The organism is Arthrobacter sp. JDC6 (genome assembly GCF_056484025.1).
Genome location: NZ_CM151278.1, coordinates 3205482 through 3231491 on the forward strand (window position 1 = coordinate 3205482; position 26010 = coordinate 3231491).

Here is a 26010-nt window from a genome sequence, read left to right on the forward strand (position 1 = left end):
GAACAGGGCAGCTCGCCGGGCAGGCTATTTCAGGAACAAACTCCGCAGGCGCAATGTGGTCAGCAGCATCCCCACGGCGGTCATCACCAGGTAGTAGCCAACATGCAGTGGCGTGGCAGCCGTAAAAGTGCCCACACTGATCTGCCGCAGCAGTTCCACCCCGTGCCAGAGCGGCATGGCCTGGATGAACCACTGGATGGGCTGTGGGTAGACGCTGAGCGGGTAGAACGTGGCGCTGAACAGGAACATGGGCAGCAGGATGAAGTTGATCCAGTCCATCTGCTGGAAGGTCTTGAGGAAGCTGGTGATGCCCATGCCCAGGCTGGCGAACCCAAAGGCGATCAGCACCGAGGCTGGGATCATCAGCAGTGCCCAGGGCGTGGTGATCAGTCCCATGATGCCCATGACCGCAGTGAAGCCGGTGGCGTAGAGCATCCCCCGCAGCAGGGCCAGGAAGATCTCGCCAAGCGCCACGTCCAGCGGGCCCAGGGACGTATACAGCATGCCCTGGTAGAGCTTGGCGAAGTTCATCTTGAAGAAGACGTTCCAGGTGGAGTCATAGACGGCGCCGTTCATCGCGGAGACGGCCAGCAGTGCCGGTGCGATGTAGGCCGCATAGCTGATGGTGGTTCCGTTGGGTCCCTGGACGCCGCCAACGATGGCGCCCAGTCCCACCCCAATGGAAAGGAGGAACAGCACCGGCTCAAAGAACCCGGACAGCATCACCAGCCAGTTGGTGCTCCGTGTGGCCATCAGCCCACGGGCAATGACTGCCCTGGCATTGCCTGAATACAGGGGCCCGAAAGTGCGGCTGCGGGCTTGCTCCGCGGCGCTCCGGGAGGCGCCGGCGGGACCGGAAAATGCGCTCACTGGCCCATCCTCAGGGCAAACCGGCGCCGCGTCAGGACCCAGCCGGTGACTGCCAACCCCGCCAGGACGGCCGCATGGAGCACGCTGAGGACCGCCGGTTCGCGGTATCCGAAGCTGAGCACCCGGCCCAGTTCGGTGCCATGCCAGATGGGCGAAATCCAGCCCACCCAGCGGACCGCCAACGGCAGGTTGTCCAGCGGGAAGAACGTCCCGGAGAACAGGAAGAGCGGCATCACGATGAACCGCATCACCAGTGCGAACTGCCCCTTGTCTTCGGTGATCGATGCGGAATATGCCATCAGCGGCAGCCCGAAGGCCAGCCCTGTCAGGGTGGCCACCAGTATCCCGGCCCAGCCCCAGCCCGACGGCGAGGCACCGAACAGCGCCACGGCCGCGAAGTAGATGGCCGACTGCAGCACCAGGCGCAGCGTCACGGCCATGACCTGCCCGGCGGCGATCTGCTGCGGCGTCAGCGGCGACGCGTGCGGGCCATAGTAGACCCGGCGCCATTTGAACCCTGCCATAACGGGAAAAGTGAACTCGTTGGCTGCCGTCATCACGGCGGCGGCCACCAGCAGCGCCGGGGCGATAAAGGCGAGGTAGGACACGCCGCCAAAGGCCGCGTTGCCGGTATCCACCAGGGTGGCCAGTCCCACCCCCATGGCGAAGAGGTACGCCACCGGTTGGCCCACGCTGTACATCAGGATGGACCAGCTGTAACCCTTCATCACCCGGAGCACCTGCTCGGCATAGTAGAAGGAGCCCCAGCGCCGCGCCCTTGCCGCCGAAACCGCCGGCGCATGCGCGCGCAGGCCGCCCGGCTGCGCGGCCCCTGCCTGCCCTCCGGTCGGCTGCCGCCCGGACGCCTGCCTATCAGTCAATGAGGCTCCTGCCGGTGAGCCGAAGGAACACATCCTCCAGCGACGACCGCCGGACCAGCGATGTCAGCGGCCTCAGGCCGCGGGCCGACACCTGCTCAAGGGCTGACTCGCCGTCGTGCGCGTACATCAGCACCCGGTCCGGCAGCACCTCAAGCCGTTCCCCGATGCCTTCCAGCCGGGACGCGATTGCGGCGTTCCGCTCGGAACCAAACCGCAGTTCCACCACCTCCCGGGTGGAATGCCCGCGGATCAGCTGCGCGGGCGAGCCCTCGGCCATGATCCGGCCCTTGTCCACCACGATCAGCCGGTCGCAGAGCTGCTCGGCCTCATCCATGTAATGGGTGGTGAGGATCAGCGTGACGCCCTGCTCCTTGAGCCGGAACAGGCGGTCCCACAGGATGTGCCGGGCCTGCGGATCCAGGCCCGTGGTGGGCTCGTCCAGCAGCAGGATCTGCGGCTCGTTGATCAGTGAACGGGCGATGGTCAGGCGGCGTTTCATGCCGCCGGAGAGCGCGTCCACCTTGGACCTCGCTTTGTCCGTCAGCTGTGCGAACTCCAGCAGTTCATCGGCCTTGGGCCTGAGGTAGCTCATGGGCAGGCCGAAGTAGCGGCCGTAGACCAGGAGGTTGTCGCGGACGCGGAGTTCCTCGTCCAGGTTGTCCTGCTGCGGAACCACGCCCAGGTGGGCGCGTACCTCGGGTCCGTGCGTGTCCGGGTCCAGGCCCATGATGGTGAGCCGGCCGGCGGACCGGCGGGTCACGCCGCCGATCATCTTCATGGTGGTGGATTTGCCCGCCCCATTGGGCCCCAGGAGGCCGAAGGACTCCCCCGCTTGCACGGTGAACGAGATGCCGTCCACGGCGGCCACGTCGCCGTAGGTCTTGGTCAGGTTTTCGGCGGAGATGACGGTGCCGGACGGCGGGCCCCCGGTTATCGTGCCGGAGGGGGTAAGGGCGTGGTTGTGCACCTGTGCAGACTAGTGGAGGCGCGGCGCAGGTGGAAGTGTGCTTGCAGTTACGTTGAAACGGACGACGGCGGCACGGCGCCTTCCCTGCGGAAGGTACCGTGCCGCCGTCGTGCACTTAGTGCCGGGGACTAGTGCGCGTTGGCTGCCGCGCGTTCGGCGGCCTCCACCACGTTGGTCATCAGCAGCGCCACGGTCATGGGACCGACGCCCCCGGGGTTCGGCGAAATCCAGCCGGCCACATCGGCGGCGGCGGGATCGATGTCGCCGTAGACGCGGCTCTTGCCGGTGTCCGGATCGGTCTCGCGGGTAACGCCGACATCCAGCACCGCTGCGCCCGGCTTTACGTCCGCGGCCTTGACGATGTGCTTCACACCGGCCGCGCCCACGATGACGTCCGCCTGCCGGAGCAGTTCTGACAGGTTCCTGGTCCCGGTATGGGTCAGGGTCACGGTGGCGTTCACCTCGCGCCGCGTGAGCAGCAGGCCGATGGAGCGGCCGATCGTGACGCCGCGCCCCACCACCACAACGTGCTTGCCTGCCAGGCTGTATCCGTTGCGCTCCAGGAGCTCGATGACCCCGCGGGGGGTGCACGGCAGCGGCGTGGTGATCTTGTTGTTGACGTTCAGCACCAGCCGGCCAAGGTTGGTGGGGTGCAGGCCGTCGGCATCCTTGGCGGGATCGATGCGCTCCAGGATGGCGTCCGTGTCCAGGTGCTTGGGCAGCGGCAACTGCACAATGTAGCCATGGCAGGCCGGGTCCGCATTGAGTTCGTCAATGAGGGCCTCCACCTGTTCCTGCGTGGCATCGGCCGGAAGCTCACGCTGGATGGAGTTCATCCCGATCTGCTCGGACTGCTTGTGCTTCATGGACACGTACAGCTGCGAGGCGGGGTCCGCTCCCACCAGCACAGTGGCGATGCCGGGCGTGACGCCCTTGGCCTTGAGTGCGGCCACGCGTTCGGTCAGCTCGGCCTTGATGGCGGCGGCGGTAGCCTTGCCGTCAAGGATCTGTGCGGTTGTGGTTTCAGCCATCGGTTACCACTGCTCGTGCTGCGGGTAGAGCGGGAAGTCGGCTGCCAGTTTGTCCACGCGGGCCTGCAGGGCCTCGACGTCGGTGCTGGTGCCTGCCTTGAGGGCGGTGGCAATGATCTCGGCCACCTCGGTGAATTCGGCGGCACCGAAGCCGCGGGTGGCCAGGGCCGGGGTGCCGATGCGCAGGCCGGAGGTGACCATCGGCGGGCGGGGGTCGAACGGCACGGCGTTGCGGTTGACGGTGATGCCCACCGAGTGCAGCAGGTCTTCTGCCTGCTGGCCGTCCAGCTGCGAGTTGCGAAGGTCCACGAGCACCAGGTGGACGTCCGTGCCGCCGGTGAGGACGGAGACGCCGGCCTCTGACACGTCGGCCTGGTTCAGGCGGTCGGCGATGATCCGGGCGCCTTCCAGGACGCGCTCCTGGCGCTCCTTGAATTCCTGCGTGCCGGCAATCTTGAAGGCCACGGCCTTGGCGGCGATGACGTGCATCAGCGGGCCGCCCTGCTGGCCCGGGAAGACGCTGGAGTTCAGCTTCTTGGCCCACTGCTCCTTGGCGAGGATCACGCCCGAGCGCGGACCGGCCAGGGTCTTGTGCACGGTGGAGGTGACGACGTCGGAGTGCGGCACCGGGCTCGGGTGCAGTCCGGCGGCAACCAGTCCGGCGAAGTGCGCCATGTCGGTCCAGAGCAGCGCGCCAACCTCATCGGCGATGGAGCGGAAGGCAGCGAAGTCCAAGTGGCGCGGGTAGGCGGACCAGCCGGCGATGATGACCTGCGGCTTTTCGGCGATGGCCTGCTCGCGGAGCTTGTCCATGTCGATGCGGAAGGTGTCTTCCTCAACCTGGTAGGCGGCCACCTGGTACAGCTTGCCGGAGAAGTTCAGCTTCATGCCGTGGGTCAGGTGCCCGCCGTGGGCCAGGGAAAGGCCCAGGATCTTGTCGCCCGGGGTGATCATGGCGGAGAGGGCGGCGGCGTTGGCCTGCGCGCCGGAGTGCGGCTGGACGTTGGCGTATTCGGCGCCGAACAGTGCCTTGACCCTGTCGATGGCCAGCTGCTCTGCGATGTCGACGTATTCACAGCCGCCGTAGTAGCGGCGGCCCGGGTAGCCCTCGGCGTACTTGTTGGTGAGGACGGAGCCCTGGGCTTCCATCACGGCGCGGGGCGCAAAGTTTTCGGAGGCAATCATTTCCAGGGTGCCGCGCTGGCGGCCGAGCTCCTGGTCCAGCACTGCTGCAATTTCGGGATCGAGCTCAGCCAACGGCTGGTTGCTCACGGCTGTGGTTGAGGTGGCTGTAGTAGTCACGGAGAACTCCTGGCTAGGGATATGGGCACTGCTTAGGTCAGGCTACCGGGTGGCGCACTTTCGCACCGCGTTGATGACAGGGCGTGAAAGCTCGGCATGGCGCTGCTGCGCTGACGCGGGTGCAGCCCCATTTCCGGCAAAACATGACCCTCGGCCCAGGCGTACGATCCGTGGTCTTCGTGATTGCCGCTCCCTGGTGGTTAGCCACCCAACGCCAGTTGCGACCATCCCAGCCTACCAAAACCGGCGCCCCCGGCGCGGGTAGGCTATTACGCGTGAATGAAGAGCAGCTGAACCAAGCGTACGTTGTAACCCTGTCCTGCCCGGACCGTCCCGGAATCGTCCACGCGGTGGCCGGAGCGCTGCTGGTGGCGGGGTGCAACATCACGGATTCGCAGCAGTACGGCAGCCCTTCAACCGGGAACTTCTTCATGCGCGTTGAGGTGACCACTGCAGCCCCCAAGTCGGAGCTCCGTGCCGCGCTGGAGCCAGTGGCGGAGGCCTTCTCCATGCAGTGGAACCTCAATACTGTTGGCGACAAGGTGCGCACCCTGGTTATGGCCAGCACTTCTGCCCACTGCCTCAACGACCTGCTGTTCCAGCAGCGCTCGGGCACCCTGCCCATTGAGATTCCCGCCATTGTGTCCAACCACCAGGATCTCGCCGGGCTGGCCGAATTCTACGGCATCCCCTTCCACTACATCCCGGTGACCAAGGACACCAAGGTGCAGGCGGAGGACAAACTGCGCGCCATCATCGCGGAGCACGATATCGAGTTGACCGTGCTGGCCCGCTACATGCAAATCCTCTCCGATGAACTCTGCACCGAGCTGACCGGCAAGGCCATCAACATCCACCACTCGTTCCTGCCCTCCTTCAAGGGCGCCAAGCCGTACCACCAGGCACATGCCCGCGGCGTGAAGCTGATCGGCGCCACGGCTCACTATGTGACGGCCGCCCTGGATGAGGGGCCCATCATCGAACAGGAAGTCATCCGGGTGGACCACGCCCGCACCCCTGAACAGTTCGTGCAGATGGGCCGCGACGTGGAGGGGCGCACGCTGGTCCAGGCCGTGCAGTGGCACGCCGAGCACCGCGTGCTCCTGGACGGCAACCGAACAGTAGTCTTCAACTGACGCGCTCTTCAACTAGGTAGCAGTAGATGCCGTTTTGGGGCCTCAAAACGGCATCTACTGCGAGTCAGTTGGGTGCAGGGGTGGCTTATGGTGAAGCCATGGCTCCTCTGTACCCTTTCGCCGGAAATTCCCCGGCTGTCCATGACTCAGCGTTCGTAGCCCCGTCGGCCTCGATCATCGGCAACGCCAGCCTGGGACCGGATTCCAGTGCCTTCTACGGCGTCTCCGTCCGCGCCGACACCGCGGCCATCACCGTGGGTGCCGGCAGCAACCTGCAGGACAACGTGGTGCTGCACGCCGACCCCGGCTTCCCCTGCACGGTGGGCGAACGGGTCAGCGTGGGGCACGCCGCCGTCGTCCATGGCTGCACGGTGGAGGACGACTGCCTGATCGGCATGGGCGCCACCGTCCTCAACGGCGCCGTGATCGGCGCCGGCTCGCTGGTGGCGGCCGGCGCCGTCGTGCTTGAAGGAACGGTGGTTCCGCCCCGGTCGCTGGTGGCGGGCGTGCCCGCCAAGGTGCGCCGCGAACTCACGGATGAAGAGTTCGACGGCGTCCGCGCCAATGCGGCGCGCTACGTGGAACTCGCGGCGAAACACCGCGAGCTCCACGCCTGACCCAGTCCGGCCTGCTTCAGTCCAGGCTGATGGGCCCGAACTCGTCCAGCAGGTCGCCCGGGCCGGGGTTGCCCGGCGCGGAGGACCCGCCCAGGCGCTTCACCACGCCCCACACCGCGTTCAGCCCCGTGGTGACGGCGCCTTCCGCCCAGCCGGCGGTGAAGGAGACGTCGTCGCCGGCCAGGAAGATGCCGCGCTGGGACTCCGGCAGTTTGTCCTGCTTGAAGTGGGTGAACAGCCTCTGCTGGTAGCGGTAGTGGCCGGGGAGGTTGGCTTTGAAGGCACCCATGAAGTTGGGGTCCGCCTCCCATGACACGGTGATGGGCTGGCCCACGATGTGCCCTGCGATGTCCACTCCGGGGTAGATCTGTTCGAGCGAGTGCAGCATCAGTTCCACGCGTTCGTCGGCGTCCAGGGCCAGCCACTTCAGCGCGTCGTCGTTCCAGGTGTAGGAGAGCAGGATGACGGCGGGCTGGTCAGGGCCGTTGTCCAGCAGGTAGGTGGCGCGGTTCAGCCTGTCGGTCAGCGTCATGGACAGGACCTCGTTGCCGGTGTCCGGGTCGATGTCCTTCCAGAACGGCCGGTCCACCATGACGAACGTCTTGGAGGACTGCATGTAGTGCGAGCGCTCCATCGCGGTCCACAGCTCGGCCGGGAACAAGGCCTCCTCCGTGTGGATCCGGGTGGACAGCAGCCAGGACTGGCAGGTGGTCACCACCGCCGGGTAGCTGGCCTCGCGGCCCCAGCGTTCACGGATCCGCAGGTTCCCGTCCGGGTCGCGGCTGATCCTTCCCACGGCACCGCGGGGCGATCCGGAGTGCAGCGAGGAAAGGGAGGTGCCGGCGGGCCAGTGCACCATGTCCGACGGCGCGTGCTGCCAGAGTGCCTCGGGCAGGCGCTGTGCTCCCCCGCGGATCAGCCGGTGCTGGTCGTCCGCGTCGGTGTAGACCACGCGAAGGATTTCAAGGATGGAGTTGGGGAAGTCGGTGTCCCAGCCGCCGGTGCCGAACCCCACCTGGCCAAAGGCCTCCCGGTGGGCGAAGCCTGCCTTCTTGAAGGACTCGCTGGCTGCGATGAAGCCGTAGAAGGTCTGCTCGTCCATGAGCGGCAGCAGTTCGTTCCAGAGGTCCTTGATGCGGGCCATGTCCCGGGCACGGATGGCGTCCTGCATTTCGACGAACTTGGCGCCGTCATTGACCGCGGCCTTCCAGGCGTCGGCCACCTCGCGGAAGAACGGCGGAAGGTCGCCCGGCTTCTCCGCATAGTGCTTCTTGCCGGCCAGCTCGATCACGGTGCTGGACGTGGCCTCGGCGAGGGGGTTTGGGAACTCCTGGGTCTCCAGGCCCAGCAGGTCCACGTAATGGTAGAAGGCCTTGCCCGACACCGGGAAGCGCATCCCGCCCAGGTCCGCCACCACTCCGGGCGCTGCGGGGAAGGCGGCGGTGCGGAGCCGCCCGCCGATCTGGTCCGCTTCATAGACCACGGGCCGCAGTCCCAGTTTCATCAGTTCATAGGCGGTCACCAGGCCGGAGAGGCCGGCGCCGATGACGGCGACTTCCGTGCCGTAAAGCTCCGGCGGGACGGAACCCAGGCCATCGGGGTGGGCCAGGTAGTGGTCGTAGCTGAACGGAAAGTCGGGGTTCAGCATGGTGATGGGGGCCGCGTTTCCGGCGATGCCCCGTCCGGCGGCGCCTGCGGGAGCCGCGGAGGTGCTGGAGGGGTCGAAGGCCGGCAGTTCGGTGGCGGTTGTCATGATAGTTCTGCTTTCACAGGTTCCTGGCGTGGGGCCTTGGCGGTCAGTTCACGGTAGTCGAGCTCACTGAGAGCCGCTACCTTCGAGTTCCGGCGTCCATAGCCGAAGTAGATGGCGATCCCCACCAGCATCCAGGCACCAAAGACAACCCAGGTATCGGCTCCAAGGTTGGCCATCAGGTAGGCGCACATCAGCGTGCCCAGCACGGGAGTCAAGGGATACAGCGGCACCCGGAAGCTTCGCTTGAGGTCCGGCCGGTTGCGCCGCAGGTAGATGACGGCGACATTGACCAGCGCGAAGGCGAACAGGGTTCCGATGCTGGTGGCATCGGCGAGGGCGCCGAGCGGGACCAGGCCCGCGGTGAGTGCGACGGCGGTGCCGACAATCAGGGTTCCTGCGGCCGGGGTGCCGGTCCGGGCGGAGACGCGTCCAAAGACCTCGGGCACCAGGCCGTCCCGGGACATCGAGAGCAGGATGCGGGTCTGGCCATACAGGACCGTGAGCACGATGCTGGCGATCGCAAGGACAGCGCCGACCGAAAAGACCAAGGCGATCCACGGCTGGTTGGTGGTCTCCTCCAGGATCTGGACCAGGGCGGCTTCGGTGCCGTCGAACCAGCCCCAGGGCCGGGCACCGATGGCGGCGACGGCCACGAGGACGTAGATGCTGGTGACGATCACCATGGACAGCAGGATGGCGCGGGGAAGATCGCGTTTGGGGTTCCTGGCCTCTTCGCCCGCAGTGGATGCCGCGTCGAAACCGATGTAGGAAAAGAACACCCGGGAAGCGGCCGCGGACACACCTGCGGCACCCATGGGAAGGAGCGGTTCGAAGTTGCCGGCGTTGAAGGCGGTAAAGGCAACAGCGCAGAAGAACAGCAGGATGCCGATCTTGATGATGACGACGGCGGTGTTGATCCAGGCGCTTTCACGGGCGCCGCGGACCAGCAGGACCATGGCCAGCACCACGATGGCCACCGCTGGGATGTTCACCAGTCCGCCGTCCCCGGGCGGCTGCGACATGGCATCGGGCAGCACCTGGCCGAACGCTGCCAGCGCCTCGTTGACGTACTGTCCTGCCCCCACAGCTACGGCAGCGACGGAGACGGCGTATTCAAGGACAAGGCACCACCCGCAGATCCAGGCCATCCCCTCGCCCATGGTGGCGTAGGAGTAGGAGTAGCTGGAGCCCGCGACGGGGACCAGGCCAGCCATTTCGGCGTAGGACACCGCTGAGAGCAGCGCGGCCAGGCCGGCGATGACGAACGAGATCCAGATGGCCGGGCCAGCCAACGGAACCGACTCGCCAAGGATCACCAGTATGCCGGTCCCCAGGGTGGCGCCCACGCTGATCATGGTCAGGTGGAGGACGCCGAAACTGCGAACCAGTCCAGTGCCGTCCTGGCCTGTTCCGGCCTCACTGACCATCTGGCCGATCGGTTTACGGCGCAGCAGCTGTGTCCGGAGGCTGGGCCGCACGCCGCTTGGCACAAGAGTTTTTTCGGTGGTCACAGGCACAGTCACCGTTGACGTCCCTTCAGAGTAGTTGTCGGTTTCCCCTTCCCAAGGTTGGCATGTGAGCCAACTCTCAGCGCGGTGCAAAATGACTTATAGTGATCCACCATGAGACTTAATGCACATGATGTCCGCTGAGCCGGCCACGTCAGGACGGCTGAGCTTCGTCACCCTCCAGCAGTTCCTCGACCAGCTGCCGCCGCTGTTGACAATGCTTCACGACGGCGGCAGCGGCGGCCGGCTGCTGCGGTGGGTTGAGCCCAGTGAGCTGGAGGACCCCACGCCCTACCTTCCGGAGGGGGAATTCCTGCTCACTGCCGGCCTCCCCTTCCTTGGTGACGGGGGATCACCCGCCAGCGTGGACGCCTATGTCCGCCGGCTGGTGGAGGCCAAGGTGGCGGCCCTGGGCTTCGGGATCAGGCCGTACTTCGACGCCGTCCCGGAGGTGGTCCTCGACGCGTGCCGGCGGCACAACCTCACTTTGTTCGAGGTGCCGGAGTCGCTTCCCTTCGCGGCGATCGGCCTGCAGTTTTCCCAGCTCCTGGAAACCGACAACGCCAGGGTCTTCCGGCAGCTGGCAGAGACCAACCGGCAGCTCATGCGCGCCGTCCTCTCCCCCAAACCGGAGCACGAACTGCTGGCTGCGCTGGTCCAGCGCGTGCCCGTGTGGGCCGTGATGGTGGGAGCGGACGGCCGGGTCCGGGCCCGGGGCACCAGCGCCGGCGGCAGCACCGCCGTCGAACTTTCCCTGCTGGAACCCATGCTGGAACGGCTGCTGTCCGGCCGTGGCCCCCGGGTGGAAATGGACGGCTTTGACCAGCCCGGCTCGGCGCTGGTGGTGGGCCATCCGCTGCGGAGCACCAGGGACGCCAACCTCGGTGCCCTGATCCTGGGCTCGGACGATCCGCTGACCCCCGCCCAGAACAACGTGGTCCAGTCCGCCGTCGGACTGCTGGAGCTGCTGGTCCGGCAGCGAACCAGTGGCTCGCTCGCCCCCAGCCAGCTGGCCACCGCCGTCCTGCTGCACCCCGAGAGCCTCACCACCGGCGGGAGCAAGCACGTCAACGGGCTCAAGGACCTGCTGGCGCAGAGCCTGTCTTCCACCCGGTCCGCGCCCATCCGCGTGCTTCAAGGCGTCAAGGTGGATGCCCCGGAGTGGCCGGCGGGAGACAGCCCCGTCAGGGAACTGCTGCAGTGGCGGCGCATGTTCGACACCAAGCTGGTGGAGATCACCGACTACGGGTTCGCCGCGCTGACCCGGCTCAAGGTGGACGACGCGCTGCTTGCCGACGTCGAGAGGCTCGGCTGGCGCCTGGTGATCGGCGAACCCACCGAGCTGACCAGCCTTCCCGCCGCGTACCAACGGGCCACGTCCCTGCGCAGCCGGGTCCAGCGAAGTGGACAGAGCCTGCGGGCCGACGAGGTGTCCTGGTCGGTCACGGGCCTGCTGGGCCGTGAGGCCGGAACCTTGCTGGCCGAGCGGCTCCTGCATCCTGTCCTGGCGCTCGAACCGGACCGGCGCGATCCGCTGCTGGCCGTCCTGCGTGGCTGGCTTGGCGAAAACGGCAGCTGGGATGGTTCCGCCAAGCTGCTGGGGCTGCACCGCAACAGCGTGCGGCGGCAGATCGGCGTCATTGCCGACCTGCTGGGGATGGACCTGAACCAGGCGCAGGTGCGGGCTGAGCTCTGGATTGCGCTGCAGTACACCGAAGGGCTGACCGGCGGGGCGGCGGGAAACGGCGCCTGAAGGCAGTTATCCGCCCTGCTGGCCTGCTTCCCACGCCAGGCCGGCCTCCCACTCCCGGTAAAGCTCCGGCCGGCGTTCCCGCAGGTACGGCACCTCGTCCCTGGCTGCGCGCACCGCATCAGGGCCTATCTCCGCGAAAAGCACTGCAGGGGTGTCCGCTGCTTCGGCGAGGAGCCTGCCGTCAGGTCCCGCCACCACGCTTCCGCCGCCGAAAGTGTAGGCGTCCTCGACCCCACAGTGGTTGGCATAGGCAACATGAAGTTGGCTTTCCAGCGCCCGCGCCCGGATGAGTACCTGGGGCACGGCGTCGTAACCGGCCGACAGGGCAGTGGGGACCAGGAGCAGTTCCGCGCCGCGGGCCGCCGCTGCCCGGGCGGCCTCGGGGAACTCGATGTCGTAGCAGATCAGCAGGGAGGTGCGGACACCCTCGAAATCCACGACGGCGGGAGGTTGCGCGGCTGCCACGAACGCCTTGCGTTCCTCATTGCCGAACAGATGCACCTTGGCATACCTGAGGAGTTCGGTGCCCGTGGCATCAACCAGGGTCGCTGTAATGTGCCACGCGGGGCTGCCGGCGACCCCAGCGCCGGCACCGTCCCCAGCCGCTTCGGCGGGCAGGCTGTAGACAAGGGCAATCCTGTTACGGCGGGCGATATCAGCCAGCCGTTCGCGGACAGCGGGAAAGGTTGCCGGGTCCAGGTCGCCGCGCACCCGCAGCGGGGCGTAGCCCACGGGGAAAAGCTCCGGCGTCAGGAGCAGGTGGGCACCGGCACGGGCAGCCCGGGTGGCGGCGTCGTCGATGGTCCGAAGGTTGGCCTCGACGTCCAGGACCACGGCGTTCGCCTGCAGGACGGACAGCAGCATCGTTACCACCTTCTGTATCCCCGTCCATCTGAAATGGCTGGGCCCGACTGATCTCTCGTTCCAGCCTAACCAGCCGCCAGCGGAGGATTGTGGGTCGTTTGGACCCGGGCGCCCGCGCGCCGGGACGGAATGCACAGATGCCGCGGAGGGTACTCATGACGGCCGATTTCCTGCATGCCCGTACAGGCCATGCGTTAACTTCTTGACTACAAGAGCAGCGATAGGGCAATCTTCTTAGCATGTCCGCAACCACGCGCTCAACGAGGAGCAAGCCCAAGAATCCGGGGTCCCAGTCCGCCCTGCGGCAACTGAACCAGCAGCGGATTATTGAGGCACTCATGGGCGGCCCGTCCACGCAGGCGGAGCTCGCCCGGCAGACGGGGCTCTCCACCGCCACCGTCTCGAACATCGTCAAAATCATGCTTGACTCCGGCCTGGCATCCACAGAGCCGATAACCAGTTCAGGGCGCCGGGCGCTGAATGTGCGACTGAACAGCAACGGCGCCGTGGCGGTCGGCATCGACTTCGGCCGGCGGCACCTGCGGGTGGTCCTGGCCTCGCTCAGCTACCACGTCATCGCTGAAGAATCAGTGCTGCTCCCGCTGGGCCACCAGGCGGATGAGGGCATCCATGCAGCGGTGGAACTACTGGAGAAACTACTCCGGGAAAGCGGGGTGGAACGCACCTCCGTGGTGGGCGCCGGCGTCGGTATTCCGGGCCCCATTGACCGGCGGACCGGGACCGTGGCCCAAGGGGCCATCCTTCCCGAATGGGTGGGCATCAACATCCTTCAGCACCTGGAGGAAACGTTGAGAATCCCCGTGTTCGTTGACAACGACGCCAATCTGGGCGCATGGTCCGAGGTGACCTGGGGGCAGCACTCCGGCGTCAGCAACCTGATGTTCCTGAAGATCGGTTCCGGCATCGGCGCCGGCTTGATCCTCAACGGTTCGCCGTACTACGGCAACGTTGGAATCACCGGCGAAATAGGCCATGCCACCATCCACGAACAGGGCCTGGTGTGCCGCTGCGGCAACCGTGGATGCCTCGAAACCATAGCATCCACCACCACCATGATTGAGCTCCTCAGCCGGGGCGAGGACCGGCCATTGACGCCGGCGGATATTGTCCGCAAGGCCCTGAACAGGGACTCCGCCACCCTGCGCGTGGTGGACGACGCAGGACTGGCGGTGGGCCGGGCGCTGGGCAATGTTGCGAACCTGATCAACCCCGAGGTGATCGTGGTGGGCGGGCCGCTGGCAGGCCTGGGGGACATCCTTCTGGACCCAATCCGGAGGGGGCTGATCCGGCATGCGGTGCCGGTCATCGGGGAGACCACCACCCTCACCATGTCCTCCCTGGGCGACCGGGCAGAGGCCCTCGGCGCGGCCGCCCTGGTCTTCCAGCACGCCGGAATCCGCAAGCCGTAGACCACATCGTTACCCAGCAATTGCGTTAAAGACTTGACGACAACAGCTGTGATCCAGTTTACTTTTGGTTCAGACGGCCCTGCGCTTTGCCGGCCGGACAAAGAAGTCATTGCATTGGAGGGTTAGGGTTCATGACGTCCCAGACCACGCATACGGATCCGATCATTCTCGAGATGCGGTCCATCACCAAGGAATTCCCCGGCGTTAAAGCGTTGGATAACGTAAGCCTTCGGGTCAAAGCCGGTGAGATCCACGCCATTTGCGGCGAGAACGGCGCCGGCAAATCCACCCTGATGAAAGTCCTCTCCGGCGTTTACCCTTACGGCAGCTACGACGGCGACATCGTCTACCAGGGGCAGGTCCAGCAGTTCAGGGATATCCGGGCCAGCGAACACGCCGGCATCGTGATCATCCACCAGGAACTGGCGTTGATCCCGGAGCTGTCCATCATGGAGAACATCTTCCTTGGCAACGAACCCACAAAGCGGGGCGTGATCGACTGGGCCGAAGCCAGGCTGCGGTCACTGGACCTGCTGGCGAGGGTGGGCCTGCGGGATGATCCGGACACGCCCATCAAGGAGATCGGCGTAGGCAAGCAGCAGCTGGTGGAGATCGCCAAAGCGCTGAACAAGTCCGTGAAGATCCTGATCCTGGACGAGCCCACTGCCGCCCTCAACGAGTCCGACTCCCAGCACCTGCTGGACCTGATGCTCGGGCTGAAGGCCAAGGGCATCACGTCCATCATCATTTCCCACAAACTAAACGAAATTGAGCAGATCGCCGACTCCATCACCATCATCCGTGACGGCAAATCCATCGAAACCCTTGACGTGAAGGCCGACGGCGTGGACGAGGACCGTATTATCAAGGGCATGGTGGGGCGGACCCTCGAGTCCCGCTTCCCGGACCACACCCCCAAGATCGGCGAAGTGTTCTTCGAGGTGAAGAACTGGACCGTCGCCCATCCTCAGATCCAGGACCGGCTGGTATGTAAGAATTCCAGCTTCTTTGTACGCCGCGGCGAGATCGTCGGCTTCGCCGGGCTGATGGGCGCGGGCCGCACCGAACTGGCCCGTTCCGTCTTCGGCCGGTCGTACGGCCATTTCGTCTCCGGCCAGATCTATATCAACGGCAAGGAAGTCACACTCAAAAGCGTCCACCAAGCTATCGACGCCGGACTGGGCTACGTTACCGAAGACCGGAAATCCCTCGGACTGAATTTGCTTGACGACATCAAGACCACAACGGTCTCCGCCAACCTCGAAAAGATCAGCAAACGCAGTGTGGTGGACACCAACCAGGAATTCGCTGTGGCGGAGCAGTATCGTCGGTCGCTGCGGACCAAGGCCCCTTCAGTACAGGAAGGGGTGGCCAAGCTGTCCGGCGGCAACCAGCAAAAGGTGGTCCTGGCCAAATGGATGTTTACGGACCCCGACCTGCTGATCCTGGACGAACCCACCCGCGGCATCGACGTCGGGGCCAAGTACGAGATCTACGGCATCATCCAGGAGCTTGCCAACCAGGGCAAGGGCGTCATCGTGATTTCCTCTGAGCTGCCGGAACTTCTGGGTCTCTCGGACCGCATCTACACGATCTTCGAGGGTGCCATCACCGGGGTGCTCAACAAAGAGGAAGCCAGCCAGGAAAGCCTGATGAAGCTCATGACCTCCACCACTCGAAAAGCTGCCTAACCCTCTGGAGCTTTCCAGAACCTTCCAGAAACAAGGACCAAAACAATGAACGCGCTCAAGAAACTCTTCGGTGGTGACACCCGCCAGTTCGGGATGATCTTTGCCTTGGTGGCTCTGATAGTTCTCTTCCAGTGGCTCACCGGCGGCATCACGCTTACCCCGGGTAACGTCATCAACCTCTTCAATGGCAACTCCTATATCCTCATCCTCGCCATCGGCATGGTGCTGGTGATCATCGCCGGCCACATCGACTTGTCGGTAGGCTCGGTGGCGGCGTTCGTCGGGATGATGGTGGCCATCACGATGCGGGACTGGAACCTCCCTTGGTACCTGGCTATCCTCCTGGGCCTCGGCCTGGGGGCCGCTATCGGAGCCTGGCAAGGGTGGTGGACGGCCTATGTCGGCATCCCCGCATTCATCGTCACCTTGGCGGGCATGCTGATCTTCCGCGGGGCGCAGCAGTTTGTTGGCCAGTCCAACTCCATTCCTGTCCCAAGGGAGTTCCAGTACATCGGAGCAGGCTACCTGCCTGAAGTCGGGCCAGACACTGGGTTCAACAACCTCACGCTCCTCCTTGGACTTGCAGCAGTCGCGTTCGTGGTCTTTAGTGAAATACGGCGCCGGCGCATGGCCAAAGCCCTCGGCGCTGAGGTTTCGGAGACCTGGGTGAGCGTCCTCAGGCTGGTCCTGATTTGCGGCGCAATTCTGTACGCGACCTACCTGTTCGCCACTGGCCGTCCGGGCACCTCCTTCCCAATCCCCGGCCTCATTCTCGCTGTGCTGGTCTTGATTTATGGCTTCATTTCCTCGAAAACGGTCGTTGGACGGCACGTATATGCGGTGGGTGGCAACCGCCACGCGGCAGAACTCTCCGGCGTGAAGTCAAAGAAGATCAACTTCCTGGTCATGATGAACATGTCCATCATCGCCGGACTGGCCGGAATGATCTTCGTTGCCCGTTCCACCTCGGCGGGACCTTCTGACGGCACAGGCTGGGAACTTGATGCCATCGCCGCAGTGTTCATCGGCGGTGCGGCGGTGACTGGCGGCGTCGGTACGGTCATCGGCTCCATCGTCGGTGGTCTGGTGATGGCCGTGTTGAACAACGGTCTGCAGTTGCTCAGCGTCGGCGCTGACTGGCAGTCCATGATCAAAGGCCTGGTGCTGCTGGTGGCAGTTGCCATCGATGTGTACAACAAGTCACAGGGACGGGCGTCAATTATCGGATTGATGATGAAGAACTTCAACCGTCCATCCAGCGGACCCGGCACCCCTCTTCAGCCGGACGAGGTCACCTCTACACGAGAAACCATCTCCAGGGAAGCCTGAGCAGGACTTCCTGACCCCAACACCCCCAAAAGAAAGTGGACAAGAAATGCGAATGTTTGGCAAAGCAGGGAAGGCAGCAGCGGTAGCTGCCATCGCAGCATTGGCGCTGACGGGCTGCGGACGTTCCGAACCCAGTAACTCTGGCGGTGGCGCCAGTGGGGGAGCCGGAGGCTTCCCGCAGGACTCGGCGATCGGTGTGGCACTTCCGAAGAAGACCAGCGAGAACTGGGTCCTGGCGGAGAAGCTGTTCAACGACGGTCTTTCCAGTGCCGGTTTCAAACCCACGGTCCAGTTCGCCAACAATGGTGTGGCCGAACAGCAGAACCAGATCAGTGCCATGATCGCCAAGGGCGCCAAGGTGGTTATCGTGGGTGCATTGGACGGGTCCCAGCTGGGTACCCAGCTCAAGCAGGCCAAGGACGCCGGAGCCACGGTCATCGCTTACGACCGCCTGCTGCTGAACACCGAGAATGTGGACTACTACGTGGCTTACGACAACTTCAAGGTCGGCCAGCTGCAAGGACAGGCGCTGTTGGACGGGATGAAGGCCAAGAAGCCCTCCGGCCCGTACAACGTTGAGCTTCTCGCTGGCTCGCCGGACGATGCCAATGCAAAGGTGTTTTTCGACGGTGCCATGAGCGTCCTGAAAGCTAAGATCGACGACGGCACGCTGAAGGTTCTCTCCGGCCAAACCACGTTTGAGAAGGCTGTGACCCAGGACTGGAAAGCTGAGAACGCCCAGCGCCGCATGGATACCATCCTGACCGGATCGTACGGAACCGAGTCGTTGGACGGCGTCCTCTCCCCCAACGACACTCTGGCCCGTGCCGTCCTGACTTCAGTCAAGGCCGCCGGCAAGCCGCTTCCCGTCGTCACCGGGCAGGACTCCGAGGTTGAGTCCGTCAAGTCGATCCTTGCGGGCGAGCAGTACTCCACCATCAATAAGGACACCCGCAAGCTCGTTGAGCACGCCATCACCATGGTCAAGGACCTCCAGGCGGGCAAGAAGCCTGAGGTCAACGACGACAAGTCCTACAACAATGGCAACAAGGTGGTTCCCGCCTACCTGCTGGAGCCGGTCATCGTGACGGCCGCCAATGTGAAGACTGCTTACAAAGGTGACCCGGTCCTCGAACCGATCATCAAGTAACAGCTTCTAGAACCAGCCGGTACACCCGGAGGCCGGGAAGCCCGGCCCCACCCTGAACTGCTCCCCGTAAGTTGGACTGAAGATTCAGTTCCGACTTACGGGGAGCAGTTTCGTTTTTTAAGGGCAGTCCGCTGTCCGGGGAGCAGCCCGAAGCCGCGGCGCCGGCAGATCCGGTCAGACCAGCCAGCGCCACCAGCGTGGCTGCTCCTGTTCCGGCGTCGGTTCCGGCTCCGGCTCCTCGCCCAAGGCCAGTGCGGCCCCGACGATGTCGTCCGCGGTGAGCGTCATGACGGCCTCACGATCGAGCGCGTCAAGACTTTGTTCCTCGTCGAGCGACAGCCGCAGCGCCTGACGGTTGAGCGCCTGCTCGAACAATGTGCGGGCGAACCGCGCGTTGCCGGAGTCCTCGCCCGCGTGCAGCCCGGTGAAAATGCGGCGCAGCATCTGGTCCGCACCCGGCTCCAGCCTGTACTCGTGCTGGGCCAGCATCCGGTGGAAGATCGTCTGGAGTGCGTCGACGGAGTAGTCGGGGAACGTGATTTCACGGGCGAACCGGGAGCGCAGTCCGGGGTTCGAGAGCAGGAAGGACTCCATCAGCCGCGGGTACCCGGCCACAATCACCACCAGGCGGTGGCGGTGGTCCTCCATCCGCTTGAGCAGGACCTCGATCGCCTCGGGGCCGAAATCCATCCGGCCGTCCTCCGGGGCCAGCGCGTAGGCCTCGTCAATGAACAGGACGCCGTCCAGCGCGCGCCGGATCACCCGGTCTGTCTTGATGGCGGTGGTGCCGACGTACTGCCCTACCAGGCCCGAACGGTCGACCTCGACCAGATGGCCTTTCTGCAGCAGGCCGACCGCGCGGTACATCTCGGCCAGGAGCCGCGCCACGGTGGTCTTGCCCGTGCCCGGGTTTCCGAGGAATACCAGATGCTGTGATGTGGCCACCTCCGGCAGGCCGTGCGCCTTACGGCGGGCCTGGACCTGGAGCAGTGCGACGAGCGCCCGCACCTGTTCCTTCACTGTCTCCAGTCCGACCAGGGCGTCGAGCTCGGCCTGCAGCTCGGACAGCGGCCGCGCCGGCCCGGGCCTCGCAGCCATGAGATCGCCCACCAGGTCGTCGACGCGCTCCGAACCGGGCAGCTTGAGCTGATCGGCCAGACGGCCGATGGTTTCGCGCAGGTCGTCAAGCGGATTGCGGCTGGCAGCCATGCATCCACTGTAGTACCAGCACTCGATTCCCGGCCCTGCCCTTCACAGCCCAGACACAGGTGGGGCCGGATTGCTGCACAGGATGCCCAGCGAGGGTTGATGCGAAGCCGGCCCTCCGCGCCGGCACCTGAGTCATAGGAGTAACGTGAGCGTCCTTGCCCGAAGCGTAGGCAATGCCTTCAGAAACAAGGTCCGCACCGCAGCTGTTGTCGCGGTGCTGGCCGTCGCCATTGGCCTTGCCCTGGCCATGCTGGTAGCCAACCAGGCGGTCGGGGCGAAAGTGCAGGAGCTCAATGCGTCCGTCGGCACCGTCCTGACCGTCAACCCCGCCGGCGGGCAAGGTTTCGAAGGCGGCGGTGAGCCGCTCACCACCAGCCAGGCAGCCACGGCCGCCGGCGTGCCCAACGTCAGTGCCGTCGTCGGGACATCCTCCCTGCGGCTTCGCAATGCCACCGAAGCGGCCGCACAGGCCGCGGCCGGGCAAACGGGACAGACCGGGCAGGCAGGGCCCGGAGGCCAGAACGGGCAGGGAGGCCCCGGCGGCCAGGCGGCAGCCACACTGACCACCAGCCTCACGGCGGCGGTGGACGCAGGCACCCTTGGCAACCGCAACCAGCAGGCCAACGGAAGCACGGGCTCCACCGGAACCACGCAGCAGCCCGTCCGGTCCCTGCCGATCACCGCCACCGGCATTGGCGCCGAAGTCGACACCACCGGCAAGGCACTGAACATCACGCAGGGCTCCGGGCTCGGCGACTACTCGGCAGCATCCACCAGTGCCCTGCTGGGCACCACCCTGGCAGGGAAGAACAACCTCACGGTTGGCTCCACCTTCACCATCAACGACCAGACCTACACGGTCTCGGGATTGTTCGACGCCGGCACCACCTTTGGCAACAACGCTGTGTATGTCACCCTCCCCACCGCCCAGACCCTGGCAGGCACACCGGGTGAACTGTCCAGCATGATCGTCACGGTCAACTCCATGGACAACGTGGCCAGCACCAAGACGGCCCTGCAGACGGCTCTCGGCACGGACAAGGCCGATGTCACCCAGGGCCAGAACCTGCAGACCGCGGTCAGTTCGCTGGACAGCGTCAAGAACATTTCCTTCATCGCCTTCATCGCCGCCCTGGGCACCGCAGGGCTCATCATTCTGCTCATCATGGTGATGCTGGTCCGCGAGCGCCGCCGGGAAATCGGCGTGCTGAAGGCGATCGGCGCGCCCAACCGCACCATCGGCCTGCAGTTCGTCCTCGAGGCACTGGTCCTGGCAGCCCTGGGCAGCGCCGTCGGTGCCGCCATTGCATCGTTCGCCAGCGGCGGCATCGCCTCGGCACTGATCAGCAGCAACACCACCAGAACCACCGCCGCCACGGGCCGCGGTGTCCCGGGCGGGGCCGGTGGTGGCGCGGGCTTCCCGGGCGGCCAGGGCGGACCCTTCGGCGGCGCTTCCCAGCTGTTGAACTCCGTGACCGCCAGCGCCTCACCGGGGGTGATCGCCGGTGGCATCGCTGCTGTGTTCGGTGTCGCCATCATCGGCGCCCTGGTTCCCGCGCTGCTCACCGCGCGCATCCGTCCCATCGAAGTCCTGCGAGGAGAATAGCCATGATAGAAGTCAAGAACCTGGTCCGCACCTTCAACTCCGGTGACCGCACCATCAAACCGGTCAACGACGTCAGCTTCGCCCTGGACCAGGGCACCCTGGCCTCGATCGTGGGCAAGAGCGGCAGCGGCAAGAGCACCCTGTTGTCCCTCCTTGGGGCACTGGACAAGCCCACCAGCGGAGACGTCGTCGTGGACGGCGTCAGCCTGGCGAGCCTGCCGGACAGCAAGCTGACGGAATACCGCCGCCGGGACATCGGATTCGTGTTCCAGCAGTTCAACCTGATCCCCAACCTGTCCGCCGTGGACAACGTCATGCTCCCCATGGAATTTGCCGGGGTGCGCAAGGCCGCCCGGCTGGAGCGCGCCAGGGAATTGCTGGAGCAGGTCCAGCTGGATCCGTCCAAGCACGAACGGCGCATCAACCGGCTTTCCGGCGGCGAACAGCAAAGGGTGGCCATTGCGCGGGCCCTGGCCAACGAACCGAAGCTCATCCTCGCCGATGAGCCCACCGGCAACCTTGACGAACAGACCGGCGACCACATCATCGAACTCCTCAGCTCGCTGAGCCGCGACCACGACACCACCATCCTGGTGGTCACCCACGACCGGGCCCTGGCGAACAAGACGGACCGCCGTTTCCGCCTCCAGCAGGGCAAGCTGACGGAGGAACCGGTCCGCGGCCGGACTGCCGTCGCCGCTTCCGCCTGACCTCAGCCAAGGGGCCAACGGTGGGGGACATCCCGTCCCCCACCGTTGGCCCCTTTATTACTTGTCCCCGTCGCCGGCACGTCCCCGGTCCTCACCCGCCGCTGTGACAGGATTGCAGCTATGACTGCTCCCATCGCCACGCCATGGCTTTCCAGCCAGCCTGACCAGGATCCCCGCTCCGCCACCGGGGCTCCCCTGCGCTGGGGAATTATTGCAACGGGCAGCATCGCCCGCGCCGTGTCCCAGGATCTCGCGCTGCTTGAAGACGCCGAGCTGTACGCGGTCAGCTCCCGGGCACAGGACAGCGCGGACGCTTTTGCCGTGGCCTATGACTTCGCAAAAGCCTATGGTGACGACGGCGGTGTCCCCGGCTACCAGCGGCTCCTCGCCGATGACGCCGTGGACGTTGTCTACGTCGCCACGCCGCACGCGCAGCACCACGAGATGGTTCTCGCCGCCCTCAACGCCGGCAAGCACGTGCTCTGCGAGAAGGCGTTCACCATCAACGCCCGGGAAGCATCCGAGCTCATCGATGTTGCCCGCAGCCGAGGTCTCTTCCTCATGGAAGCCATGTGGAGCCGGTTCCTGCCCTCGATGCAGCGCGCGTTCCAGATCGCAGCTTCGGGTGAACTTGGCGACATCCACTGGATTACCGCGGACCTGGGCTTCCCCGCCCCCTACTCCCCCACGGCCAGGTTGTGGGCGCGGAAGGACGGCGGAGGGGCGTTGCTGGACTTGTCCGTCTACCCGCTCCTGTGGGCGCTGGGCACCCTTGGCTTTCCCCACACCGTGAGCGCCACGGGCTTCGTCAACGACGACGGCGTGGATTCGCAGAACGCCATGACCCTCGGCTACGGCCACGCGGCCCAGGTCCAGCTCACCTCCTCACTCCTGGCACACGGTCCGCGCACGGCGACCGTCGCAGGGAACCTGGGCTTCCTGCAGAGCGTGGGCTCCATCAACAACCCCCGCGAACTCCTCATCACCAAGGGGTGGGAAGACCGCCGGACGGAAACCTTCGACGTTGTGGGCAAGGGGTACACCTACGAGCTGCGCGAAGTAATGCGGTGTGTCCAGCAGGGAGTGACGGAGAGTCCGGTGATGCCGCTCGAAGACACACTGAACACCATGCGGCTTTTCGATGGCGTTCGTGCCCAGCTCGGTGTGACCTACCCCAACGACGGCCATTAGCAGGAGGCGCCGCGAAAGATGCTCGACGCCGGCAAGGCGGCTTTCGCGGTGAGGTTGGGGCATGTGACTTCCTGCTTTCGCCCTTGACACCTTCAGTGCTTGTTCCCGCCCTTTGTAAAATCCCTTTAGCAAAGTCTGGACTTGCGGCAACAAGGAGTCATAGGCTTTAGCCAGCATTGATTGCACAGCTCACTGGGGGGTGGTACGCATGGCTAGCATGAGTTCGCCATGGCGTGCCCTGCGACCAGCGCTCCTTGCCGGGGCAGCCGCAGTTACTTGGCTGGCGCTTTCGTCAACTTCAGCATCCGCCGACGCCGGGCCTGACTCCCCTTCCCTGCTCGGCAGCGTCACCGGCTCGGCCTCATCCTTGGCCTACGAACTTGCGGACACTGTTTCACCGGCTCCTGCTGCCTCCCCGGCCGGACCTGCTGCAGGCCCTGGACTGGTGCAGCCTGTCGTAGCCCAGGTCGCCGGCGTTGCCGACAACCTCATTACCTCCGTTCCCGTGCTGGACCAGGTGATTCCGGCGGGAACCCTTTCCACTGTCTCCGCTCCCGTTGGGGAGATCGCCGACACCGTGACGGCCGGGGTGGTGCAGGTTGTTGTAGCCCCTGCAGCCGAGGCCGTCCCGGTACTTGAACCGGCGCTGCAGCCCGTTGCCGATCTTCTGACCGGCACCGCTCCACTTCCGCTTCCCGCCCCGGCCGTTGACGCCGTGCCGGCAGATCTTCCTTCCGGGGTTGTCCCTGGCCCCGCGGCAGCTCAGCCCGTGGCCTTGGAAATCCTTCCGGATGGGGCCGGAACGGGGCTGGAACCGGGGCAGGAATCGGATGCGTCGCCCACGGCGCCGGTTGCCGGCGGCAGCGCGGCCTTGGCAACGGTACGCAGTGCAGCCCTGGCCAACACGTTCTCCCCGTGGGCTGGCATGTCTGTCCCGGCTGACCCCGCGTCGGGGCAGTCCCTTCCCGTCGAGCCGGCACCGCTGCCTGCCCAGGTTCCTGCCGCACCGGGATCCGGCACCGGCAGCGTTGGATCATCCGGCGGTTCATCCGGTGCCGCAGCATGGCTTAGCCCTGCCTATTTTGGTTTTGAGCGCCCTGGCGCTGTTCCCGCCGGCGAGGCCTCCGAGCACGCCCCTGCGCCGGTGTCGTTCGACCCCGGTTCTTCCCCTGACTAGTTGAGGCCGTCTGCCCCCAACGGGCAGCACGTGGCTTTACGGGCAGCTGATAAGCGCCCGAACTACCTCAACTTCAGGAGTAACCATCATGAACTGCACCCTTCGCAGGGGGCTGCTTAGCACCCTCTTTGCCGGCGGCCTTCTGGCCTTCGGCTGCGCTGCCGCAAACGCAGCGGACACCACCAGCGGGACGGATCTTTCCGCTTCCGCCCTCATCTCGGCGGCGGCGCCCGCTGACTCGACGTCGTTGGGCCTGCTGGGTGACCCAACGCCGGCCGGCTCAACAGGCGTCGCCGCCGCAGTGGACGTAAACCTCGGCCTCGGAAGCACCGGCACCGGGACCACGGACGGCACCACGGCAAACCTCGCCGTGGACGCAGCCGCAGACCTGGGACTCGCCGGCACCACCGACCCCACAACAACCGGCACCACCGACCTGGCCGCCGCAGTGGACGTAAACCTCGGCCTCGGAAGCACCGGCACCGGCACCACGGACGGCACCACGGCAAACCTCGCCGTGGACGCAGCCGCAGACCTGGGACTCGGCGGCACCACCGACCCCACAACAACCGGCACCACCGACCTGGCCGCCGCAGTGGACGTAAACCTCGGCCTCGGAAGCACCGGCACCGGCACCGGCACCACGGACGGCACCACGGCAAACCTCGCCGTCGATGCAGCCGCAGACCTGGGACTCGCCGGCACCACCGACCTGGCCGCCGCAGTGGACGTAAACCTCGGCCTCGGAAGCACCGGCACCGGCACCGGCACCACGGACGGCACCACGGCAAACCTCGCCGTGGACGCAGCCGCAGACCTGGGACTCGCCGGCACCACCGACCCCACAACAACCGGCACCACCGACCTGGCCGCCGCAGTGGACGTAAACCTCGGCCTCGGAAGCACCGGCACCGGCACCGGCACCACGGACGGCACCACGGCAAACCTCGCCGTGGACGCAGCCGCAGACCTGGGACTCGGCGGCGTGAGTGCCGGCGATACCAGTGGGCTCGGCACTACCGTTGAGGCAGTTCTCGACCTCACCATCGGTGGCGTCACCAGCAGTGATACATCGGGTGGAGTCGACGCAGGCATCGACCTCGGAGCCGGTGTGGACACCGGAACTGCGGACGCTGGCGGCTTGGATGCCGTTGTCGACCTTGGCATTGACCTGGGTATCGGACTCGGTAATGACAGCGGAACCAGCACTCCGGGCACCAACACACCCGGCACCACTGACCCGGGAACCACCACCCCGGGAGACGGCACCACCGGAGACACCGGCACCCTTGATCCCGGAACCAGCACTCCGGGGTCAGGCGACCCTGCCGGCAACGGCGGCTCGACTTCCGGCAATGACTCCACAAGCGGTACTGGTACTGCAGGAAGCGGCAACTTCACCGCTGCACCGGCAGGCTCCACCGCAGTGAGCGGGGCCATCGCCCCGGTCACCACACCGCGGAGCACTCCGACTGGCGGCAATCCTGCCCTTGCCAACACCGGCTCAGCCCACACCCGCCTGGCCAACACCGGCTGGGACGGAGCGCTGGTTCCCCTGGCACTGGTTCTTCTGGCAGGCGGACTCCTGATGCTCCGCAAGCGCAAGGTGTCCTGAGGCCTGAGTCCTGTAAGGAAACCGCCCGCGCACGCGCCTGAAGCGGCAGCACCCGGCGGGCTGACGAGAGGAGGACACCCACCGAACAACCAAGTCACAGTACAAAACATGTCATCAGCACACATGTCCTTGTAGCCAATGGTCCGGCGGCGAACGTGTTTGAAATCGCCGCCGGGCCGTCGGCGTGTCGCAACGCGAAACCCTAGGTCAATCGCTGGTT

The 26010-nt window shown here is 65.6% G+C and carries 21 protein-coding genes and 1 riboswitch; of the genes, 12 read left to right on the forward strand and 9 right to left on the reverse strand.

Annotated features, from left to right (window positions below):
* Positions 1-24 precede the first annotated feature (24 nt).
* From ACV095_RS14835 to glyA, 5 genes are all read right to left on the reverse strand, one after another.
* Complete coding sequence (locus tag ACV095_RS14835) at positions 25-870, reverse strand: ABC transporter permease (RefSeq protein WP_478222153.1); 846 nt, start codon at positions 868-870, stop codon at positions 25-27.
* A complete protein-coding gene (locus tag ACV095_RS14840) occupies positions 867-1751 on the reverse strand; it encodes an ABC transporter permease (RefSeq protein WP_082581840.1) in 885 nt (294 codons plus the stop codon). The genes ACV095_RS14835 and ACV095_RS14840 overlap by 4 nt, the downstream gene beginning before the upstream one ends.
* Positions 1744-2718, reverse strand: coding sequence for an ABC transporter ATP-binding protein (locus ACV095_RS14845; RefSeq protein ID WP_056393446.1), 975 nt, complete (start codon positions 2716-2718; stop codon positions 1744-1746). The genes ACV095_RS14840 and ACV095_RS14845 overlap by 8 nt, the downstream gene beginning before the upstream one ends.
* Positions 2719-2846: 128 nt before the next feature.
* On the reverse strand, positions 2847-3749 hold the full coding sequence (locus ACV095_RS14850; protein WP_018770230.1) for a bifunctional methylenetetrahydrofolate dehydrogenase/methenyltetrahydrofolate cyclohydrolase: 903 nt from the start codon (positions 3747-3749) through the stop codon (positions 2847-2849).
* Positions 3750-3752: 3 nt separating this feature from the next.
* Positions 3753-5051 (reverse strand): serine hydroxymethyltransferase, encoded by a 1299-nt coding sequence (glyA, locus tag ACV095_RS14855; protein WP_018770231.1) that lies wholly within the window; start codon positions 5049-5051, stop codon positions 3753-3755.
* Positions 5052-5197: 146 nt separating this feature from the next.
* A riboswitch (ZMP/ZTP riboswitch) is annotated at positions 5198-5283 on the reverse strand.
* Positions 5284-5326: 43 nt separating this feature from the next.
* On the opposite strand from glyA, the gene purU reads away from it, so the two are divergent.
* Together purU and ACV095_RS14865 are read left to right on the forward strand one after the other, a co-directional pair.
* A complete protein-coding gene (purU, locus tag ACV095_RS14860) occupies positions 5327-6187 on the forward strand; it encodes a formyltetrahydrofolate deformylase (protein WP_142068086.1) in 861 nt (286 codons plus the stop codon).
* A 98-nt stretch (positions 6188-6285) separates the two neighbouring features.
* Positions 6286-6804, forward strand: coding sequence for a gamma carbonic anhydrase family protein (locus tag ACV095_RS14865; protein WP_018770233.1), 519 nt, complete (start codon positions 6286-6288; stop codon positions 6802-6804).
* Between the two features lie 16 nt (positions 6805-6820).
* Here ACV095_RS14865 and ACV095_RS14870 read toward each other — a convergent pair whose 3' ends face one another.
* Both ACV095_RS14870 and ACV095_RS14875 read right to left on the reverse strand, forming a co-directional pair.
* A complete protein-coding gene (locus ACV095_RS14870; RefSeq protein ID WP_478222154.1) occupies positions 6821-8557 on the reverse strand; it encodes a flavin monoamine oxidase family protein in 1737 nt (578 codons plus the stop codon).
* Entirely contained in the window at positions 8554-9984 is a 1431-nt protein-coding gene (locus tag ACV095_RS14875; RefSeq protein ID WP_315898342.1) for an amino acid permease, read from the reverse strand. Before ACV095_RS14875 ends, ACV095_RS14870 begins: the two co-directional genes overlap by 4 nt.
* A gap of 214 nt (positions 9985-10198) precedes the next feature.
* On the opposite strand from ACV095_RS14875, the gene ACV095_RS14880 reads away from it, so the two are divergent.
* The gene (locus tag ACV095_RS14880) at positions 10199-11818 is read left to right on the forward strand and encodes a PucR family transcriptional regulator (RefSeq protein ID WP_134164626.1); all 1620 of its coding nucleotides are present in this window, start codon (positions 10199-10201) and stop codon (positions 11816-11818) included.
* A 6-nt stretch (positions 11819-11824) separates the two neighbouring features.
* Here ACV095_RS14880 and ACV095_RS14885 read toward each other — a convergent pair whose 3' ends face one another.
* Positions 11825-12682, reverse strand: coding sequence for a nitrilase-related carbon-nitrogen hydrolase (locus ACV095_RS14885; RefSeq protein WP_478222155.1), 858 nt, complete (start codon positions 12680-12682; stop codon positions 11825-11827).
* Positions 12683-12921: 239 nt separating this feature from the next.
* On the opposite strand from ACV095_RS14885, the gene ACV095_RS14890 reads away from it, so the two are divergent.
* The 4 genes from ACV095_RS14890 (at position 12922) to ACV095_RS14905 (ending at position 18282) form a co-directional block, all read left to right on the forward strand.
* Positions 12922-14112, forward strand: a complete 1191-nt coding sequence (locus ACV095_RS14890) for an ROK family transcriptional regulator (protein WP_018770238.1) — start codon at positions 12922-12924, stop codon at positions 14110-14112.
* Between the two features lie 131 nt (positions 14113-14243).
* Complete coding sequence (gene mmsA / locus ACV095_RS14895) at positions 14244-15803, forward strand: multiple monosaccharide ABC transporter ATP-binding protein (protein WP_056393438.1); 1560 nt, start codon at positions 14244-14246, stop codon at positions 15801-15803.
* A 45-nt stretch (positions 15804-15848) separates the two neighbouring features.
* Positions 15849-17132, forward strand: a complete 1284-nt coding sequence (mmsB, locus tag ACV095_RS14900; protein WP_056393436.1) for a multiple monosaccharide ABC transporter permease — start codon at positions 15849-15851, stop codon at positions 17130-17132.
* A 46-nt stretch (positions 17133-17178) separates the two neighbouring features.
* Positions 17179-18282 (forward strand): substrate-binding domain-containing protein, encoded by a 1104-nt coding sequence (locus ACV095_RS14905; protein ID WP_056332472.1) that lies wholly within the window; start codon positions 17179-17181, stop codon positions 18280-18282.
* Positions 18283-18456: 174 nt separating this feature from the next.
* Here ACV095_RS14905 and ACV095_RS14910 read toward each other — a convergent pair whose 3' ends face one another.
* Positions 18457-19491, reverse strand: coding sequence for an AAA family ATPase (locus ACV095_RS14910; RefSeq protein ID WP_056393433.1), 1035 nt, complete (start codon positions 19489-19491; stop codon positions 18457-18459).
* A 145-nt stretch (positions 19492-19636) separates the two neighbouring features.
* On the opposite strand from ACV095_RS14910, the gene ACV095_RS14915 reads away from it, so the two are divergent.
* From ACV095_RS14915 to ACV095_RS14935, 5 genes are all read left to right on the forward strand, one after another.
* Complete coding sequence (locus tag ACV095_RS14915) at positions 19637-21097, forward strand: ABC transporter permease (protein WP_134164572.1); 1461 nt, start codon at positions 19637-19639, stop codon at positions 21095-21097.
* A gap of 2 nt (positions 21098-21099) precedes the next feature.
* Entirely contained in the window at positions 21100-21807 is a 708-nt protein-coding gene (locus tag ACV095_RS14920) for an ABC transporter ATP-binding protein (RefSeq protein ID WP_018770244.1), read from the forward strand.
* Positions 21808-21927: 120 nt separating this feature from the next.
* A complete protein-coding gene (locus ACV095_RS14925) occupies positions 21928-22998 on the forward strand; it encodes a Gfo/Idh/MocA family protein (protein WP_478222156.1) in 1071 nt (356 codons plus the stop codon).
* 208 nt (positions 22999-23206) lie between these two features.
* Positions 23207-24175, forward strand: coding sequence for a hypothetical protein (locus ACV095_RS14930; RefSeq protein ID WP_478222157.1), 969 nt, complete (start codon positions 23207-23209; stop codon positions 24173-24175).
* Between the two features lie 88 nt (positions 24176-24263).
* Positions 24264-25790, forward strand: a complete 1527-nt coding sequence (locus ACV095_RS14935) for a hypothetical protein (protein WP_478222158.1) — start codon at positions 24264-24266, stop codon at positions 25788-25790.
* The last annotated feature ends 220 nt before the right edge of the window (positions 25791-26010 follow it).